Raw genomic sequence first — 16,648 nt, 5'->3', positions numbered from 1 at the left:
GTTCCGGCTGGGCCAGCTCCGCGACGACGGGGATGAACACCCTCGCCGCGGCCAGCGCCTCCACGACGCCGCGCTCGCCGGGCCCCGGCGAGGCCGCGTCCTCGCGCAACCGCCCGACGGCGGCGGCGAGACCGGCGTCCGCAGCGCCGTCGTCGTCGTCGAAGGCATGGAGCGGGTTGTCCGGTCCGGAGAGGTCCCGACCGGCCCACGCCTGCCCCGCGGAGTCGGTGAGATTCCGCGCGTTGCCCGCCAGCGCCGCCGCGATGTGGGCGGGGAGCTGCCGTCCGCTCACGCCTCGGGCTGTCCCGCCACGTCCAGCGCCTGAGGCAGCGTGAACGCCCCCGCGTAGAGTGCCTTGCCCACGATCGCACCCTCGAGTCCGTGCGGTACCAGCTCCCGCAGGGCTGCGATGTCCTCGAGGCTGGAGATGCCGCCGGAGGCCACGACGGGCCGGGCGGTCCGCGCGAGCACCTCGCGCAGCAGTGACACGTTCGGGCCCTTCAGCGTGCCGTCCTTCGTCACGTCCGTGACCACGTACCGGGCGCACCCGGCGTTCTCCAGGCGCTGCAGCACCTCCCACAGATCGCCGCCCTCCTCGGTCCAGCCGCGGGCGGCGAGGGTGGTGCCGCGTACGTCGAGGCCGACGGCGACGGCGTCGCCGTGGCGGGCGATCACGTGCTCGGTCCACTCCGGGTTCTCCAGGGCCGCGGTGCCGAGGTTGACCCGGGTGGCCCCGAGTTCGAGGGCGGCCTCCAGCGAGGCGTCGTCACGGATGCCGCCGGAGAGCTCCACCTTGATGTCCAGCCGGCGGACCACGCGCTCGAGGAGGTGGCGGTTGGACCCGCGACCGAAGGCCGCGTCGAGGTCCACCAGGTGCACCCACTCGGCCCCGGCCTCCTGCCAGGCGAGGGCCGCGTCGAGGGGGTCCCCGTACCCGGTCTCGCTGCCGGCCTCGCCCTGGACCAGGCGCACCGCCTGGCCGTCCGCGACGTCCACCGCGGGAAGGAGCTCGAGGGAAGGTGAATCGGAGAAGGGGCTCATGATCTGCTTTCGGGTGGGCGGCGGCGCCGCGGTGGAAGGTGTACCGGCTACTCGCCGGGAAGGGTGAAGAGGTAGGCCGCCAGGAGGGAGAGCCCGGCGAGCACCAGGAAGGCGATCCAGACCCAGCGCGGGAAGTCCTGCCCGCGGAGGGAGAAGGCACCACCGATGAGGAGCCCTGCGGCCCCCATGAGGACGAGGCTCAGCACCTGCTCACCGCAGACTGCCGATCCAGTTCCGGAGCAGCTGGGCGCCCGCGTCGCCGGACTTCTCGGGGTGGAACTGGGTCGCGGTCAGCGGGCCGTTCTCCACGGCGGCGATGAACGGCCCCCCGTGGTCGGACCAGGTCACCTGCGGTGGCTTCATGGCCGGCTGCGTGACGTCGAAGGACCAGTCCTGCACGCCGTAGGAGTGGACGAAGTAGAAACGCTCGTCCCGGAGGCCGTCGAACAGCACGGTGTCCTCCGGCGGGGTCACGGTGTTCCATCCCATGTGCGGCACCACCTCGGCCTTCAGCCGCTCCACGGTTCCCGGCCATTCACCCATCCCGGGCGCCCGGACGCCGTGCTCCACCCCCTCGTCGAAGAGGATCTGCAGCCCCACGCAGATGCCGAGCACCGGGCGGCCACCGGCCACCCGCCGGCCGATCATGCGCAGCGCGTCCACGTCCTTCAGGCCCTTCATGACCGCGGCGAAGGCACCGACGCCGGGCACCAGGAGGCCGTCGGCGGTGAGGACGTCGTCGGGATCGGCACTGAGGGTGACGTCGGCACCCACGTGCTCGAGCGCACGCACCACGGAGCGTACGTTGCCCGATCCGTAGTCGAGGACGGTGACGGTGCGATTGCTCACAGTGCTCCCTTCGTGGAGGGGATGCCCTCCACCCTCGGATCGGACTCCACTGCTTCCCGCAGTGCCCGGGCGAGGGCCTTGAACTGTGCTTCGACGATGTGGTGGGGGTCGCGCCCGGCCAGCACCGTGACGTGGAGGCAGATCTGGGCGTGCAGGGCGATCGCCTCCAGGACGTGGCGCGTAAGCGAGCCCGTGAAGTGACCCCCGATCAGGTGGTACTCCTGCCCCGCGGGTTCACCGCCGTGCACGATGAACGGGCGTCCGGAGATGTCCACCACGGCCGAGGCCAGCGCCTCGTCGAGCGGCACCGAGGCGGACCCGAAGCGACGGATCCCCGCCTTGGTGCCCAGCGCGATCCGGAGGGCCTCCCCGATCGCGATGGCGGTGTCCTCCACGGTGTGGTGCACGTCGATGTGGGTGTCCCCGGAGGACGTGACGGTGAGGTCGATGAGCGAATGCTTGGACAGGGCGGTGAGCATGTGGTCGTAGAAGGGCACCGAGGTGTCGATGCTCGAGGCGCCCGTCCCGTCGAGGTCCAGCTCCACGAGCACGCTGGACTCGCTGGTGACCCGCTCGATCCGGGCGGTGCGCGCACGTACGGCGTCTACTGTCATGGCATTCCTTCTGTGCACGGCACGGGGCCGGGCATCGATCGGCCCCGGGGGTCCGTGCTGGATGGGGAGCGGGCCTGCGGGAGGACCACCGTCCCAGTCTAGGAGGAACCACCCTCGGGTTCCTCCCCGGAGTCCCGCTGGGGAGTCAGAGCAGGTCGCGCAGGGTGGACAGGAACAGGGTGGTCTCCTGCTCGGTGCCGGCGGTCACGCGCAGGGACCCGGGGATACCGACGTCGCGGATGAGCACGCCCGCCTCGAGGAGCCCCTCCCAGATCCGCCGGGGATCCTCCAGTCCCGTGAAGAAGACGAAGTTCGCGTCCGACGGCGCCGGCGAGAGGCCCAGGGCCTCCAGCTCCCGCACGATCCGGTCGCGCTGCACCTTGATGGCCTCCACGTTGGACAGCAGTGTCCCCGCGTGGGTCAGGGCCGCGTTCGCCACCGCCTGTGTGACGGCCGAGAGGTGGTACGGCAACCGGATGAGGCGGAGCGGGTCGGCGATCTCCGGTGCCGCGGCCAGGTACCCGAGCCTCGCCCCCGCGAGGGCGAAGGCCTTGCTCATGGTGCGTGACACCACCAGTCGCGGCCGTCCCGGGAGGAGGGTCAGGGCGCTCGGCGTGCCGTCCTGGGTGAACTCGCCGTAGGCCTCGTCGACGATGACGATCGCCCGGGCCTGCTCGCCGGCCTCGTAGGCCGCCTCGACCACCTCGAGGTCCAGGGCCGTGCCGGTGGGGTTGTTGGGTGAGCACAGGAAGACGATGTTGGCGCCCGACTCCCGGACCTCCCGGGCGGTGTCCCCGGGCGTCATGGTGTATGCCGCGCCCCGCGGTGCGGTGACGTACCGGGTCCCCGTACCGCTCGCGAGCAGCGGGTACATCGAGTAGGTGGGAGGGAACCCGATCGCCGTCCGCCCCGGACCCCCGAAGGCCTGCAGGAGCTGCTGCATCACCTCGTTGGACCCGTTCGCGGCCCACAGCTGATCGGGGACCAGCCCGTGGCCGAGGTAGTCCGCCAGATTCCGCCGCAGCTCGCCGAACTCGCGGTCCGGGTAGCGGTTCAACCCGGTCGCGGCCTCCGCCACCGCTGCCACGATCGCCGCGTGGACGTCCGCCGGCACACCGAAGGTGTTCTCGTTGACGTTCAGGAGGACGGGTACGTCGAGCTGCGGTGCGCCGTAGGGCTGCAGGCCCACGAGGTCGTCACGCAGGGGCAGGTCGGCGAGGGCGTCGGAGGGAGAGGGCACCCACCGAGCTTAACGGAGCGGTCGGGTGTGGACCAACGAGCGGTACCGGTTCCCCGGGGAGGTCAGTGTCCCACCGGGACCAGGAGGCGCTGACCGGCCTGGACGATCGAGGTGTGCAGATCGTTGAGCTCCACCATCTCGGCGACCACCACGCGCGGGTCGCGGTCCGGGGAGTGCCGGACCGCGAGGTCCCACAGCGTCTCCCCCGGGGTCACACTCACCTCCAGGGTGACCGTGGAGACCGGCGTGTCGTCACCCGCCTGCGCCTGCGACGTCAGGAATGCGCCCAGCAGGATCAGGGCGATGACCCCCAGGGCGAGGGGAAGGCCGATCAGGAGGAAGCGACCGCGGCGGGGCAGTGTCATGGACGAGTTGGTCGTCGTGGACGAGTTCGTCGCCCCCGCCCGGGTCGGGTGGAAGGCGTCAGGGCCCACGGTGGCGGACGAGGAGGGGCGATCGCGCCGCAGGGCGGAGGACCAGACGACCGTGGATCCCGCTGCGGTCGTGGACTCCCGCGTGCCCCCGATCGGAGTGCCGATGGGGCGTGACAGCCCGTTGGCCGCCGCCCAGGACGCCCGGACGAGGCGGAGGTGCGCTTCCTGGCGTGTGATCACCGACGCGGGATCCGCGGTCACCTGCCCGAGAACTACTGCATGTGCCATCGATCTACCTCTTTTCCTTCGAACGATCAACCCGTTCAGGAAGCTGCTTTAGAACACGTGTTCTATTTCTTCCGGACTCATTTCTAGCACTGATGGACGATCACTGTCGAGACTCGGTCGAACATATGTTTGAAAACCGCGTGATCCTGGCCTAGCGTGGGGACGGTAGTCCGGTTCCGCCGTCGCCCGTCCCCCGGTGCGGCCGGGCCGCTGCTGCGAACATCACACAATCACCTGCCACCGACACTTCGACTGCCGGATCCCCGGCGGTCAGGGATGCACCGGGTGGAGGGACGACGTCGAACGAAAGGCGCACCAGTGGCGGAAGCACTACCGGCCGAGCAGCAGGACCCGACCACGGCCGGCACGTCCGCGCAGGCGAGCACCCTCCCTGCCGGTCGGGGCAGACCCCGCGGCCGGTCCGCGTCGAAGGGGCTCACCGCGCGCCAGCTGAGGATCCTCGAGACCATCCAGCAGTCGATCGCCGACAACGGGTACCCGCCCTCCATGCGGGAGATCGGCGACACCGTGGGACTCGCGAGTCTCTCGAGCGTCACGCACCAGCTCTCCCAGCTGGAGCGGCTCGGGTACCTCCGCCGCGACCCGAAGCGTCCGCGCGCCATGGAGGTGCTTCTTCCCCTCACCCTCGCCCCTGCGGGGGAACCCCACGCGACGGGCGGGACGCAGTCCTCGCCGCGCGGCAGGACGTCGGAGCACCAGCTCGCCGTGGACACGGCGCTGGTTCCGCTCGTGGGACGCATCGCGGCAGGTGGCCCCATCCTCGCGGACCAGCAGGTGGAGGACATGATGGCCCTGCCCCGTCAGCTCGTGGGCCACGGGGACCTGTTCATGCTCAGGGTGGCCGGTGACTCCATGGTGGATGCCGCGATCTGCGACGGCGACTGGGTGGTGGTCAGGCGTCAGCAGAGCGCGCAGAACGGGGACATCGTGGCGGCGCTGCTCGACGACGAGGCGACCGTCAAGACCTTCCGTCAGCGTGACGGCCACACCTGGCTGCTTCCCCAGAACACGCGGTACGAACCGATCCTCGGAGACCACGCCAGCATCATGGGCCGGGTCGTCTCGGTGATGCGCTCGCTCTGATCCGGGCGGGGCCGGCGTGCCGCCCCCTGCCGGGACTCGACCGCACCGGTACGTCGGTCAGTCCGTGGACAGCCGGTGCAGGATCCCCGTCACCGTCTCCCGGTCCGTGGTGGCCCAGAACGGGGGCAGCGCCGCACGGAGGAATCCCCCGTAGCGGGCGTTCGCGAGGCGGCTGTCCAGGACGGCCACCACCCCGCGGTCCCCCGTGGTCCTGATCAGACGCCCTGCGCCCTGCGCGAGCCGCACGGCGGCGTGCGTGGCCGAGATGCTCATGAAACCGTTGCCGCCGTTGCGGGCCACCTCCCGTGTACGAGCGGTCATCAGCGGATCGTCCGGGCGCGGGAACGGGATGCGGTCGATCACCACGAGCCGGCACGACTGCCCCGGGACGTCCACGCCCTGCCAGAGCGACATGGTGCCGAACAGGCAGGTGTCGGGCTCCTCCGCGAACTGTGTGACGAGCGCGCTCAGCGAGGACTCGCCCTGGCACAGGATCTCGAAATCCACCTCCGGCCGCAGCGCCTCCGCGGCCTCCTCCGCCGCCCGCTTCGAGGAGAACAGGCCGAGCGCCCCGCCCCGGGAGGCCTGGAGCAGGCCCAGCAGTTCCTGCAGCTGGGCGTCGGAGGTCCCACGCTCCGGCTTCGGGAGGTCCTTCGCCACGTAGAGGACACCCTGTCGCGGGTAGTCGAAGGGGCTCCCCACGTCCACGCCGGTCCAGGCCGGGGCGCCGGTACCGCTGAGACCCAGGGACCCGGCCACCGGACCGAACTCGGCGCCGATCGCGAGCGTCGCCGAGGTGAGCACCACCGTGTGGTCCTCGAACAGTCCCTCCCGCAGTCTGCCGGCGACGGACAGCGGGGCCACGCTCAGGGTCGCGGGCGCCGACTCGTCCGGCTGCGAGTAGCCCGACCCGGAGGTGAACGTGCCGGCCCTCGAGGCCCAGACCACCTCCTTCATGTCCGCGGCGGCCAGGATCCGCTCGGCGAGCTCGAACACCTGCGAGGTACGCGAACGGGCCTGCTGGCGGCCGCCGTCGGCGTCGGCCTCGGACTTCCCCTCCGACCGCGTGTCCGAGAGCGCCGCACGTGCCGCGTCCCGGACCTGGGTGAGGGCGAGCTCGAGGTCCTCGGGCATGGTCGAGGAGGGTACCAGCCCCGTGGGCACCAGCTCGGACGCGGCCTCGAGGGCATCGGCGGCCGTCTCGAGGGCGGAGGGACTGATCGAGGCGTGGCGCCGCAGGGCCGCTGCCGCGGCGGTCACCATCGAGGCGGACAGCTGGCCCGACACGGCGCCGGTGACGCGGTCGTGGAGTTCGTGTGCCTCGTCGATCACCACGACGTCGTACTCGGGGAGCACCGAGATCCCCTCGAAGGCGCTGATCGCGAGCATCGCGTGGTTCGTGACGACGATGTCGGCGTCGGCCGCCGCGGACCTCGCCCTCTCGCTGAAGCATTCCTGCGCCACCGGGCAACGGGCAGCACCGAGGCAGTCCATGCTGGAGACGGACACCTGGCGCCAGGCGCGGTCACTGACGCCGGGCACGAGCTCGTCGCGGTCGCCCGTGTCGGTCTCCTCGGCCCACGCGCGCAGTCGGACCACCTCCCGGCCCAGGGCCGAGGCCGGTGCGCCGGCCTGCACCGCCGGGGCCGGATGCGGTGCCGCGTCCTCACCGAGGCTGAACAGGGTGTCGGCCACCGCCTCGTCCTGGGGGAACCCTCCCCCGGTCTTGTGCAGGCACACGTAGTTGGACCTGCCCTTGAGGAGCGCGATGTCCACCGGACGCTCGAGCCGCGGCTGCAGCGCCTCGAGGAGCCGGGGAAGATCCCGACCCATGATCTGCGCCTGCAGCGCGAGCGTGGCGGTGGAGACGATCGAGGGGCGCTCGCTCTCCATCGCGTGGGAGATGAGGGGCACGAGGTAGGCCAGGGACTTCCCGGTACCGGTTCCGGCCTGCACCAGGAGGTGCTCCCGCGACCGGATCGACTCGCTGACCTGACGGACCATCTCGTGCTGACCGGCACGCGCCTCACCGCCCATCGCCTCCACGGCGGCGTCGAGCAGCTGGAGCGCCTGCCGGGCCTCCGGGGAGTCCGGCGCCGGAGGTGCGGCGCCGGACCCCGTACGCTCACTCATGCCGGAGATACGGCTCCAGCTCGGCTGCCAGGCCCTCGCGGACCATCACCTCGAGTCTCGTCCCCTCGCCCACGTGCTCGATGCCGAGGATCTCGGCGTCCTCCTCGTGGAGGCGGCTGACCACCTCGCCGTGGGCGTAGGGGACCATGAGATCGAGCTTGACGCCGGGTCGCGGGATGCTCGTGCTGATGAGCTGCCGCAGCTCGGTGAGACCGGCGCCCGTGCGGGCGGAGACCACCACGGTGCGGGGCTCGCGCTGGCGCAGGCGCTCGATCACGAATGGATCTGCGGCGTCGGCCTTGTTCAGCACGATGATCTCCGGCACCTTGCGGGCATCGACATCGGTGAGGACGGAGCGGACGGCGGCGATCTGGCCCTCCGGGTCCGGGTGGGAGGCGTCCACCACGTGCAGGATCAGATCGGCGTCCGCGACCTCCTCGAGGGTGGAGCGGAACGCCTCGACCAGCTGGGTGGGCAGGGAGCGGACGAACCCCACCGTGTCCGCGAGGGTGTACCCGATGCCGTCCGGCGTCTCCGCCTTCCTAATCGTCGGGTCCAGCGTGGCGAAGAGCGCGTTCTCGACGAGGACCCCGGCATCGGTGAGCCGGTTCAGCAGGGACGACTTCCCGGCGTTGGTGTACCCGGCGATCGCCACCGAGGGAACCTGGTTGCGGCGTCGGTTGGAGCGCTTGGTGTCACGCGCCGGCTTCATCCCGGCGATCTCGCGACGCAACTTGGCCATGCGGGTGCGGATCTTGCGTCGATCGAGCTCGATCTTCGTCTCACCCGGTCCGCGCGAGCCCATGCCGGCGCTCGCGCTACCGACCTGCCCACCGGCCTGACGGGACATCGACTCGCCCCAGCCGCGAAGACGCGGGAGGAGGTACTCGAGCTGCGCGAGTTCCACCTGGGCCTTGCCCTCGCGCGACTTGGCGTGCTGGGCGAAGATGTCGAGGATCAGTGCGGTGCGGTCGATGACCTTGACCTTCACGATGTCCTCGAGGCCACGACGCTGGGACGGCGAGAGCTCGCTGTCCACGATCACGGTGTCCGCCCCGGTGGCCTGCACCACGCTCTTGAGTTCCTGGGCCTTGCCCGATCCCAGGAACGTGCCCGGATCGGGCTTGAGACGGCGCTGCACCATGCCGTCGAGCACCTCCGAGCCGGCGGTCTCGGCGAGGGCCGCGAGTTCCTGGAGGGAGTTCTCGGCGTCCTGTGCCGTACCCTCGCTCCACAGGCCGGCGAGGACCACCCGCTCGAGCCGGAGCTGCCGGTACTCGACCTCCGTGACGTCCTCGAGCTCAGTGGACAGCCCGGCCACACGGCGCAGTGCCCGACGTTCGGCGAGGTCCTGCTGGTCGCCGTCGGAGTCCGAGGGTTGCGCATCTCGTGAGAGCGCCAGGGCCCGTGAGCGCCAGGTCCTCTCGGTCGGCGCTGCCTCGTCCGACGCTCCCCCTGCCGGTTCCGCCGCGGGAACGTGGTCCGGTGCGGCGGTCTTCGCGCTGGCAGCTTCGTCGCTGGCGAGGATGCGGTCGATGACGGCCTGGATCTCCTCCGGCCCCATGTCGGGTCCGGTGGGGCGTCCGTTGTTCGTGGTCATGGTCTCCCTAGCTGGATGGTCCTTCATCCTACGGCGGCCCGGTGACGCTCTCCAGCGTATTCTCCCAGCGCGAAAACCCCTCGCCGGACAGGCCTCCGCACTCCGGCGACTAGGCTTCCAGCATGGAGTCCTCGCACTATTTCAGCGCCCAGCCCGCCGGACCGGAAACCCGCCGACCCCTGTCCGTGGTCCTGGACGGATCCCGCCGGCAACTGGTCACCGCGTCCGGGCTGTTCAGCCCCGACGGCGTGGACAAGGGGACGGCGATCCTGCTGGACGCGGTCCCTGGTCCCGAGGGCAGGCGCCTGCTGGACATCGGGTGCGGCTGGGGGCCGATCGCGCTCACCCTCCACTGCGGGCCCCCGACGCCGAGGTCCTCGCCGTGGACGTGAACGAACGGTGCATCGCCGTCACCACCGAGAACGCGGCCCTCCTGGGCCTTGGGAACATCACGGCGACGACGCCGGACGCCGTGGGGGCGGAACAGGAGTTCGACACGATCTGGTCGAACCCGCCGATCCGGATCGGCAAACCCGAGCTGCACGCGCTGCTGCTGCGCTGGGTGCCGCGCCTGGCCCGGGGAGGCCGGGCCTGGCTGGTGGTGCAGAAGAACCTCGGAGCGGATTCGCTGCAGCGGTGGCTCGCCGAGACCCTGCCGGAGGACTTCTCCGTACGCCGCGCCGAGACCTCCAAGTCCTTCCGGATCCTCGAGGTGCACCGCGCCTCCTGACCGGAGCCACCCCCGGTCCGCGGGTGCGCGAGGCGCGGTCGGCGCGGACCGGGCCCGGCGCAGGATCGGGCCCGGCGCGGGACGCCGTCCGCCACGAGGACGGCGGGACCGCTGAGCTGGACGTGCTCGCGGCCTTCAGGACCGGCGAAGAACGTCACGCCCACCACCCCGCCGGGGACCGTCACCAGCCACCGTGAGGGGGCGCCGCCACCGGCCCAGTACCGGGTGGCGGCGGCCGCCGCACAGGCCCCGGTTCCGCAGGACTGCGTCTCGCCGACCCCGCGCTCGTGCACGCGCAGGGTCAGCCGCCCCACGCCGTCGTCACCCACCAGCGGATCCGCCGGCACCACGAGCTCCACATTGGTGCCCTCGGGCGGCAGCGGCCGGACGGCGGGCGGGCGGGGGAGCTCGCTGCGCTCCAGCCCGGCGTACTCGGCGAGCGCCACCACCGTGTGGGGATTGCCCATGCTGACGGACAGCGCGGGCCGGTCGACGGCGAGCCCACCGATGTCCACGAGGGAGTCCGTCCCCCGTGCCAGGGCGGCCTCCGGGAACACGAATTCCCAGGGCCCCATGTCCACCGCGTAGCCGTCCCCCGAACGGGTCACCCGCTTGACGCCGGCGCGGGTACCGATCGCCAGCCCACCGCCCTCGGGCAGCTCCGCTACCCCCTGGGCGAGGAGGTAGTGGGCGAAGACCCGTACGCCGTTGCCGCACATCTCGGACAGGGAGCCGTCGGCGTTGCGGTAGTCCATGAACCACTCGGCGTCGGGCTCGGTCTGCAGCAGCGCCCTGCCCTCGGGGAGGGCGGCGGAGCGGACGGCCCGGATGTAGCCGTCGGCGCCGACCCCCCGGTGCCGATCGCAGACGGATGCGACGAACGCGGGGTCCGCCGGTCCGGTGCCCTCCGGGTCCAGGACGAGCACGAAGTCGTTGCCGGTCCCGTGGCCCTTGGTGAAGGAGAGATCCCCGGCTCTCCCGGCTCCCCCGGCGGTGGAGGAGGGAGCAGGCACGGACGCGGCGGCGGTGGTATCGGTCACCGTCCTAGGATAGGGGGACCTGCTGCGCGACGGTGTCGAGTGCCCGCTCGGGGGGCCCCGGCCCGTCGACGTCGAGCCAGTGGACCCTCGGGTCGGCGCGGAACCAGGTCAGCTGACGGCGGGCGAAGCGCCGGGGCGCCGCGATGGTGTCCTCGACGGCCGCCTCCTCGCTCAGCACGCCGTCGAGCACCTGCAGGAACTGGCCGTACCCGAGCGCCCGCGAGGCCGTCCTCCCGTTCCGCAGACCCCGACCGTCCAATCGTCGTACCTCGTCCGCGAGGCCCGCCCGGACCATGGCGTGCACCCGGTCGGCGAGCCTCGCCCGCAGTGTCTCCCGGTCCACCCGGAGTCCCAGCTGCACCGCCGGCCGGTGGTAGATCCGCTGCGGCATGAAGGCGCTGAAGGGTCGGCCGCTCGCCTCGAACACCTCCAGTGCCCGTACCAGCCGGCGGTCGTCGTCGATCCGCTCCGCCGACACGGGGTCCACGGCGCGGAGCCGCTCCCGGAGCGCCTGGCTGCCGTCCGCCCCCAGCTCGGCCTCGAGCCGGGCGCGCACCGCGGGGTCGGTGGGCGGGAACTCGAGTTCGTCCAGCACCGCCCGCACGTACAGTCCCGAACCACCCACGAGCACGGGCACCCGGCCGCGCCCCCTGATCTCCTCGATGACACCGCGGGCCTGCGCCTGGTACGCGGCGACACTCGCCTCCTCGGTCACCTCCAGCGTGTCCAGCAGGTGGTGCGGGACACCTCCGCGTTCGTCCTCGCGGAGCTTCGCCGTGCCGATGTCCATACCCCGGTAGAACTGCAGGGCGTCGGCGTTCACCACCTCGCCGTCCAGCCGCTGTGCCAGTGCGATCCCCACGGCCGACTTGCCCGAGCCGGTGGGCCCCACCACTGCGAGCACGGGCGAGGTCAACGGCCGGGCGTCCGTACCGGCAGGGAGGGCATGCCCAGTGACACCGCACGCGGTGCGCCGTCCACGATCGTCGGCACACCGCAGGAATCCGCCTGGCTGCGGTCCCACGCGTCACCGGCCCGCGACCGGCGGAGGGCGTACTCGTCCGGTGCCGGGTCCGAGAGCAGATGGAACGAGGCCGCCTCGGTGATTGGCAGACCCACGAAGTCCCCCGGCCGGGGCGTCTGCGCACCCTCGGGGACCGAGAAGTGGACCAGGCGCTGGTCGCGGGCCCTTCCGGTGAGACGGTGCGTCTCACCGCCCTTCCGCCCCTGCTGATCGGTCACGAGGACCTCGACGAGGGTGCCGACCTGCCGCGCGTTCTCCTCGCGGGCGATCCTGTCCTGCAGCGCCGTCAGCCGTTCGAACCGCTCCTGCACCACCGCCTTCGGCACCTGGTCCGGCAGCTCCGCCGCGGGGGTGCCCGGCCGCTTCGAGTACTGGAAGGTGAAGGCGGTGGCGAAACGCGAACGTTCGACGACGTCGAGCGTGGCCCGGAAGTCCTCCTCCGTCTCGCCGGGGAAACCGACGATGATGTCCGTGGAGATGGCGGCGTGCGGCATGCGCTCGCGGACCCGCTCGAGGATGCCGAGGAAGCGCGCGGACCGGTAGGACCGCCGCATGTCCTTGAGCACCTTGTCCGAACCGGACTGCAGCGGCATGTGCAGCTGCGGCATCACGTTCGGCGTCTCCGCCATGGCGTCGATCACGTCGTCCGTGAAGGCTGCCGGGTGCGGGCTGGTGAAGCGCACCCGCTCGAGACCGGCGACGGACCCGCAGGCGCGGAGCAGCTTGGCGAAGGCACCGCGATCACCGAACTCCACGCCGTAGGAGTTGACGTTCTGACCCAGCAGCGTGACCTCCACCGCGCCGTCGGCCACGAGCGCCTCGATCTCGGCGAGGATCTCCCCCGGGCGGCGGTCGCGCTCCTTGCCCCGCAGCGAGGGCACGATGCAGAACGTGCAGGTGTTGTTGCAGCCCACGGAGACGGACACCCACCCCGCGTACACCGACTCGCGGCGGGTGGGGAGGGTGGACGGGAACACGTCGAGCGCCTCGAGGATCTCGAGCTGGGCCTCCTGGTTGTGCCGTGCCCGCTGCAGGAGTGCGGGCAGCGCCCCGATGTTGTGGGTGCCGAAGACGGCGTCCACCCAGGGGGCCTTGCGCAGGATGGTCTCGCGGTCCTTCTGGGCGAGGCACCCGCCCACGGCGATCTGCATCCCCGGCCGGGTCTCCTTGACCGCCTTGAGCATGCCGAGGTTGCCGTACAGCTTGTTGTCCGCGTTCTCACGGACGGCGCAGGTGTTGAACACCACCACGTCCGCCTGCCCGTCCTCCACGGCGGTCAGTCCCGCGTCCTCGAGCAGGCCCGAGATGCGCTCGGAGTCGTGCACGTTCATCTGGCAGCCGAACGTCCGCACCTCGTAGGTGCGGGCGTCGTCACCGCCGGGTGTGTACCGTGCGCTGCTGCTGGGTTCTCCGAGGGGGACCGGAAGTGTCGTACTCACGGTCCCAAGGGTACGGCGGCCTGCGTGGGCGCCCACAATCCGGACCGCTCCGGACGGTCCGCTGCTTGTCAGGTCCCGGGATCCTCTAGGAGGGCGTCGGGACCGTCGACATCGTCGGACTCCCGCTCCGCGAGGACGTCCCGGACGACGGAGAATCCCATGCCCGGTCCGTAGCCCTTGCGTGCGAGCATCCCGACCAGCCGTCTCACTTCCTTGTCGCGCGCCTGCCGGTCGGCCGGGTCCACGCCGCTGCGCGCCCTGCGACGCACCAGCTCCCGGGCCCGTTCGTACTCGTCGTCATCCGTGAGCTGCAGCAGTGCGGTCTCGGCCAGGTCCGCGTCGATGCCCTTGTCGGCGAGCTCCCGGCGCAGGACGGAACGGGAGAGGGACTTTCCCTCGGCCCGGCTGCGGACCCACATGCGGGAGAACTCGGCGTCGTCGATGAGCTTCACCTCCTCGAACCGATCGAGCAGGGCGTCCGCGACGTCGACCGGGACGTCCCGCTCGGCCAGTTTGGACGCGAGCTGCCTGCGACTCCTCGGGGCCAGGGCGAGCTGACGCAGCAGGACGGACCGGGCCTCGGAGGACCACTCCTCCTGACTTCTCGGCGGTTCCCGCGGATCGGGCTCGGGGCCCGGCTCTGCGTCCTGGGACGGGGCGCTGTCGGCGGACGTCCCGACCACCGGTCCGAACGGGGAGACGGACGGGGCGGAGCCGCCTGGACGCGTGCCCCGGCCCCACCCCGATCCGCCGCCGGACGTCGTGCGGGTTCCGCCACCGCCCGGTTTCCCACCGCCACGCGGGCGCCTCGCTCCACTGCCCGATGTACCGCCGCCCGACCTGCCACCACCGGAGCGGTCCTGCCGCGCAGGGGCATCATCGGCGAGCTCCTCGGGGAGCGGATCAGGAATGCCTGCCGACCGGCCGAACGAGGTGCCCCAGTCGATCGGATCGGGCGGGCCTGCCGGCACCACCGCTCCTACTCCCCGCTGACGGCCTTGAGCTTCGGCTCCTCGGCTTCCTCCGGCTGGACACCGATGCCCAGCTTGACCCGGATCTTCTGCTCGAGCTCGTCCGCGAGGTCCGGGTTGTCGATCAGGAACTTGCGGGCGTTCTCCTTACCCTGTCCGAGCTGGTCACCGTCGTAGGTGAACCAGGCACCCGACTTCTTGACCAGGGCGTTCTCCACCCCGACGTCGATCAGCCCGCCCTCGCGGGAGATGCCGTGCCCATAGAGGATGTCGAACTCGGCCTGCTTGAAGGGCGGAGCCATCTTGTTCTTGACGATCTTGGCCCGCGTGCGGTTACCCACGGGGTTCACGCCCTCCTTGAGCGTCTCGATGCGCCGTACGTCGATGCGCACCGAGGCGTAGAACTTCAGGGCCTTGCCACCCGTGGTCGTCTCCGGGCTGCCGAAGAAGACACCGATCTTCTCGCGCAGCTGGTTGATGAAGATGGCCGTGGTCTTGGTCTGGCTGAGGCGACCGGTGATCTTCCGGAGCGCCTGACTCATCAGGCGGGCCTGCAGACCCACATGGCTGTCTCCCATCTCGCCCTCGATCTCCGCCCGTGGCACGAGGGCGGCGACGGAGTCGATGACGACGATGTCGATGGAGCCGGATCCGACCAGCATGTCCATGATCTCGAGGGCCTGCTCACCAGTGTCAGGCTGGGACACGAGCAGTGCGTCCGTGTCCACACCGAGCTTCTTCGCGTACTCGGGGTCCAGGGCGTGCTCGGCGTCGATGAAGGCCGCGATACCACCGTTGCGCTGGGCGCTCGCCACCGCGTGCAGTGCCACGGTGGTCTTGCCCGAGGACTCCGGGCCGTAGATCTCCACGACGCGACCCCGTGGGAGCCCGCCGATGCCGAGCGCGGCATCCAGCGCGATCGAGCTGGTGGAGATGGTCTCGATGGGTGCACGTGTCTCGTCGCCGAGACGCATGACGGAGCCCTTGCCGTACTGCTTGTCGATCTGGGCGAGAGCAGCTTCTAGGGCTTTCTCGCGGTCTGGAGCGGCCATTCTTCACCTCTGTTGTTCATGGCCGATCGGCCCGTGGACGTGTTCGATCTCGACTGTATTCGCCTGCGCCGACACTTTGAGGAAGGGCCGCCGCTATGTGCACAAGAGGGTGGCACCACCGGTCCCAGTGTAGCGCCGACCGAACAGATATTCGATTAATCCTGCGCTGTGCCGCGTGTTCCGGAGCTCGTCCGGCCCGGTCCGGCAGCGCTCTCACCGCGGCTCGATGTCACGGCCCAGCCAGCGCTCCGTCGGGACGTCCTGGGCCCGGCACACGGCCTCCCACACCCTTCGGGGCTCCAGGCCGTCGTCCAGCGCCTCGGTGGCCGTCCGGTTCCCCAGCCGATCCATCACGAGGTCCCGGGCCAGCGACCTCGAGTACCGCTCACCGAACTCGTCGTCCATCAGTCGCCAGAAATCACTGCGTCGCATCCGTGCCGCCGTCCTCTCGTGCATCCGTGCCGGCAGGTACCTCCGGCCGGCCCTCCCACTCCATCATGCGCCGCACCCGGGCGGGCCGATCAGGCGGAGGTGGCCCGCCCGTCCGGCGAAGGAGCTGCCCGGGGTTCCCGCGGTGGGCGGGGCCCGGTGCGCGGCGCGTACTGGCCGATCGGGCACAGAACCCTACAATTGGCGCATGACTGCCAACCCGAGCACCACCGGACCGGGCCGGGACCTCCCCCACCCGGGCGTCGATGCGGACACCGATGCGGCCATCGAGGCGCTGGAGCAGCAGCTGAGCATGCTGTGGCGCCGTGCGAGGTCCAACTCGTACAAGGTGGCGCGCCGCGTCCACCCGGACATGGAGCCTGCCGCCTACGGGCTCCTCGTGATCCTGCAGCGCGAGGGGTCGTTGCGCCTCACGGACATCGCCGCGAGCGTCGGTGTGGGGAAGCCGTCGGTGAGTCGGCAGATCGCGATGCTGGAGCAGCTCGGGCTGGTACAGAAGGAGGCGGACCCCCTCGATGGTCGGGCGCAGGCCATCTCCCTGACCGAGGCCGGCACGCGTCAGCTGGTGGCCGCCCAGACCGCACGCAAGCAGGCCTTCCACGAACTGATGGAGGACTGGGACGTGGTGGACCTCACGCGGCTCGGCACCCTCATCGCCCAGCTGAACGACACCTACACCAGGGACCACTGGTAACCACA

At 71.1% G+C, this 16,648-nt stretch carries 15 protein-coding genes and 3 pseudogenes; 3 read left to right on the top strand and 15 right to left on the bottom strand.

Going from position 1 to position 16,648, the window contains the following annotated elements; all coding sequences use genetic code 11:
* The 7 genes and pseudogenes from AC792_RS07920 to AC792_RS17745 all read right to left on the bottom strand — a co-directional run.
* Positions 1-292, bottom strand: a pseudogene (locus AC792_RS07920) (SseB family protein); the annotation flags it as partial.
* Positions 289-1,041, bottom strand: a complete 753-nt coding sequence (gene priA, locus AC792_RS07915) for a bifunctional 1-(5-phosphoribosyl)-5-((5-phosphoribosylamino)methylideneamino)imidazole-4-carboxamide isomerase/phosphoribosylanthranilate isomerase PriA (protein ID WP_049830009.1) — start codon at positions 1,039-1,041, stop codon at positions 289-291. The gene priA and the pseudogene AC792_RS07920, both read right to left, overlap by 4 nt.
* A gap of 47 nt (positions 1,042-1,088) precedes the next feature.
* Complete coding sequence (locus tag AC792_RS17440) at positions 1,089-1,247, bottom strand: hypothetical protein (protein ID WP_162838433.1); 159 nt, start codon at positions 1,245-1,247, stop codon at positions 1,089-1,091.
* Positions 1,248-1,251: 4 nt separating this feature from the next.
* Positions 1,252-1,890, bottom strand: a complete 639-nt coding sequence (hisH, locus tag AC792_RS07910) for an imidazole glycerol phosphate synthase subunit HisH (RefSeq protein WP_049830008.1) — start codon at positions 1,888-1,890, stop codon at positions 1,252-1,254.
* Entirely contained in the window at positions 1,887-2,504 is a 618-nt protein-coding gene (gene hisB, locus AC792_RS07905) for an imidazoleglycerol-phosphate dehydratase HisB (protein WP_049830007.1), read from the bottom strand. The genes hisH and hisB overlap by 4 nt, the downstream gene beginning before the upstream one ends.
* A 145-nt stretch (positions 2,505-2,649) precedes the next feature.
* On the bottom strand, positions 2,650-3,744 hold the full coding sequence (locus tag AC792_RS07900; RefSeq protein WP_049830006.1) for a histidinol-phosphate transaminase: 1,095 nt from the start codon (positions 3,742-3,744) through the stop codon (positions 2,650-2,652).
* Positions 3,745-3,806: 62 nt separating this feature from the next.
* Entirely contained in the window at positions 3,807-4,406 is a 600-nt protein-coding gene (locus tag AC792_RS17745) for a LysM peptidoglycan-binding domain-containing protein (RefSeq protein WP_235436482.1), read from the bottom strand.
* A 318-nt stretch (positions 4,407-4,724) separates the two neighbouring features.
* On the opposite strand from AC792_RS17745, the gene lexA reads away from it, so the two are divergent.
* The gene (lexA, locus tag AC792_RS07890; RefSeq protein ID WP_049830005.1) at positions 4,725-5,510 is read left to right on the top strand and encodes a transcriptional repressor LexA; all 786 of its coding nucleotides are present in this window, start codon (positions 4,725-4,727) and stop codon (positions 5,508-5,510) included.
* Positions 5,511-5,567: 57 nt separating this feature from the next.
* On the opposite strand, the gene AC792_RS07885 is transcribed toward lexA, so the two are convergent.
* On the bottom strand, positions 5,568-7,643 hold the full coding sequence (locus tag AC792_RS07885; protein WP_082177572.1) for an ATP-dependent DNA helicase: 2,076 nt from the start codon (positions 7,641-7,643) through the stop codon (positions 5,568-5,570).
* Positions 7,636-9,243: a GTPase HflX gene (gene hflX / locus AC792_RS07880; protein WP_049830004.1), complete on the bottom strand. Its 1,608-nt coding sequence runs from the start codon at positions 9,241-9,243 to the stop codon at positions 7,636-7,638. Before hflX ends, AC792_RS07885 begins: the two co-directional genes overlap by 8 nt.
* A 122-nt stretch (positions 9,244-9,365) precedes the next feature.
* Between hflX and AC792_RS07875 the strand changes: the two are divergent.
* Positions 9,366-9,973: pseudogene (locus AC792_RS07875) on the top strand (class I SAM-dependent methyltransferase).
* An 83-nt stretch (positions 9,974-10,056) separates the two neighbouring features.
* Here AC792_RS07875 and dapF read toward each other — a convergent pair.
* The 6 genes and pseudogenes from dapF to AC792_RS07845 all read right to left on the bottom strand — a co-directional run.
* Positions 10,057-11,013 (bottom strand): annotated as a pseudogene (dapF, locus tag AC792_RS07870) (diaminopimelate epimerase); the annotation flags it as partial.
* A gap of 4 nt (positions 11,014-11,017) precedes the next feature.
* Positions 11,018-11,929, bottom strand: coding sequence for a tRNA (adenosine(37)-N6)-dimethylallyltransferase MiaA (gene miaA, locus AC792_RS07865; RefSeq protein WP_049830003.1), 912 nt, complete (start codon positions 11,927-11,929; stop codon positions 11,018-11,020).
* The gene (gene miaB / locus AC792_RS07860; protein WP_049830002.1) at positions 11,926-13,476 is read right to left on the bottom strand and encodes a tRNA (N6-isopentenyl adenosine(37)-C2)-methylthiotransferase MiaB; all 1,551 of its coding nucleotides are present in this window, start codon (positions 13,474-13,476) and stop codon (positions 11,926-11,928) included. The genes miaA and miaB overlap by 4 nt, the downstream gene beginning before the upstream one ends.
* A 68-nt stretch (positions 13,477-13,544) precedes the next feature.
* Positions 13,545-14,159 carry a regulatory protein RecX gene (locus AC792_RS07855; protein ID WP_049830001.1) on the bottom strand — a complete coding sequence of 205 codons (615 nt, stop codon included), beginning with the start codon at positions 14,157-14,159 and terminating at the stop codon, positions 13,545-13,547.
* A 296-nt stretch (positions 14,160-14,455) separates the two neighbouring features.
* Entirely contained in the window at positions 14,456-15,499 is a 1,044-nt protein-coding gene (recA, locus tag AC792_RS07850; protein ID WP_049830000.1) for a recombinase RecA, read from the bottom strand.
* A 213-nt stretch (positions 15,500-15,712) separates the two neighbouring features.
* Positions 15,713-15,931, bottom strand: coding sequence for a DUF3046 domain-containing protein (locus tag AC792_RS07845; RefSeq protein WP_049829999.1), 219 nt, complete (start codon positions 15,929-15,931; stop codon positions 15,713-15,715).
* A 205-nt stretch (positions 15,932-16,136) separates the two neighbouring features.
* On the opposite strand from AC792_RS07845, the gene AC792_RS07840 reads away from it, so the two are divergent.
* Positions 16,137-16,643, top strand: coding sequence for a MarR family winged helix-turn-helix transcriptional regulator (locus AC792_RS07840; protein ID WP_049829998.1), 507 nt, complete (start codon positions 16,137-16,139; stop codon positions 16,641-16,643).
* Positions 16,644-16,648: the final 5 nt, after the last annotated feature.

This window comes from Arthrobacter sp. RIT-PI-e, from assembly GCF_001187915.1.
GTDB lineage: Bacteria > Actinomycetota > Actinomycetes > Actinomycetales > Micrococcaceae > Arthrobacter_D.
This window is presented reverse-complemented; position numbering and strand designations above follow the sequence as displayed.